This window comes from Neisseria sp. HMSC078H04, assembly GCF_001838135.1.
GTDB lineage: Bacteria > Pseudomonadota > Gammaproteobacteria > Burkholderiales > Neisseriaceae > Neisseria.
Map to the genome: position 1 here is coordinate 1 of NZ_KV835847.1, position 1,960 is coordinate 1,960.

General features: G+C 38.8%; 2 protein-coding genes. Both read right to left on the bottom strand.

The genetic code is table 11. The features are described from left to right. Window positions 1-423: 423 nt before the first annotated feature. The gene (locus HMPREF2560_RS05640; RefSeq protein WP_070607418.1) at window positions 424-909 is read right to left on the bottom strand and encodes a hypothetical protein; all 486 of its coding nucleotides are present in this window, start codon (window positions 907-909) and stop codon (window positions 424-426) included. Next, a partial coding sequence (locus HMPREF2560_RS10910; RefSeq protein WP_210400417.1) for a T6SS effector amidase Tae4 family protein occupies window positions 899-1,960 on the bottom strand: 1,062 nt, incomplete at its 5' end. The genes HMPREF2560_RS10910 and HMPREF2560_RS05640, both read right to left, overlap by 11 nt.

Here is a 1,960-nt window from a genome sequence, read left to right on the forward strand (position 1 = left end):
AAGGTCTCTTTGCTGCCGTCGGGATAGAGGGCAAGGGTATGGAAGGGGGAGTGGGGGAGGCGGCCAGCAGAAATCGGGGATGGTAAAGACAACGCGGAACTTGCTGCTTTTACGGGCGATTTTATTGACGACCATGGGGTGCTCCTGTTGGGGAAGGGGCATCTGAAAAGCAGAACCCGTGTGCGTGCGTACAGCACACACTCTACATGGGGATTGGAGGTTTCACGCGGGCTATGGCTTGCTTTTTATGATTTTTCAAAATTTCTATAAGCCAAAATGAAATCTTCTGTAATACTGAACACAGGTCGGCTGAAGAGCATATTTCAAGCGATCTTACAGTTACATGCTCTACCAATAATATCAGAATTTGAATATATTTAGTCAAATTTTTTCAAATATTTTAATTTAGAAAAAATCTAGTATTTATTTCAATAAAGCCTTTGATAGTATGAATTTTTGTTCTGAAATATATGCATTATTTTTTATAGGGCTTTCAAAATATACTACAATATATTTTATTATACCTTTTTCATTGGTAAATAATTTTAATTTATACTTCCCGTTTTTATATACCATCAGTTTTTTTTCATCTACTCCTTTGGGTAAAAGTAAATCGCCCCCAGCATGTAAAAAAAATAAATTTTTGATTTCATAGTAATTATCTCCTATTTTGTTAGCTGTAACGGGTGCATATTCCGCATTATATGTTTTAATTAATATTTTATTATCTTTTATTGCAATGCTTTCGATTGGAAAGTCTAAGGAATTTTTTTTATTTAAAATGATTCCATTATTTTTAGAAATAATTGGATCATGTGAAAAATTTATCTTATTAATATTCTTTGAAATAGCGATAGGAGAAAAAAATGCAAGTAGTGAAATAATTATTAATATCTTTTTAGCAATCATCCATAGGCCAAAACCAAACTTCTTTAGCTGCATAAAAACCTGATCCAACTGCTCCTTTATCAATAACATCAATGTGGCCAATACCACCTTCGTTAGGTAATTCATAAAATATTCCTTTCATATTTTTTGCATTTTTTTGAAAATCTTGCACGGACATTTTCTGTGGTTCGCCGTAATTCTTCCAAATCCAATCTGCGAGACCTTTTGATGAACGTGCGTATCCTTCAGACGTTTGATTGGTTTTTGGATATAATTTCTTTATGTCAATTCCAACTTTTTGCATTGCATAAGAAACCCTAATTGCACATTGATTGAGGGCATAGGGTTCAGCACTGGGTCGCGCGCTTGGTTTTACATTAAAATTTGGGTATGCGTCTCGTAATTTTTGAATGCATGGTAATTTTTTCTTAGGTTTTAACCCAAAGCTATCAATCCATAAGCCAGTATTTGATGCATATTGGTATAAATTACTTCCCCCCAGTAATCCAATCGGATCCTGATTAACAAACCGCCCTGCATCAGGCTCATAATACCTGAAGAAGTTGTAATGCAGCCCTGTCTCAAGGTCGGCATACTGGTTTTGTAGGCGGAACGGCTGGTATGCGCTATCCGTTACCTTGGTTTCCTCTTTCAGACAACCCCAGCCGGTATAGTTGCCGAACCACAGCAAATTGCCGTCTTTATCGGTCATCTCACGCGGGATACCGATTTGGTCGCAGTGGAAGTAGTGGGTTTGCTGTTTGCTTTCACCGTCTTCGTTGGTCCAGTTGCGTACCTGTGCCAAAGGTTCGTAGCTGTCGGGATCGGTATAGAGATAGGTATACCTGCCGTCCGGTTGGACTTCCTGCAAGAGGTGGCTGCCGTCCCAAACGAAACGGGTTTGGTTTTCGAGGCTGTCTGAAACTTCTTTGTCTTTCAGACGGCCTTTGCCTATCCTTCTGCCCAGGGCGTCGTAGGTGTAGTCCCAAGTTTCTTTCGTACCGTCTTTTTTAAAGATTTCCGCTTTAACCAGTTGGTCATGCAGGTCGTAGAAATAGTTCTGTACTTCGCC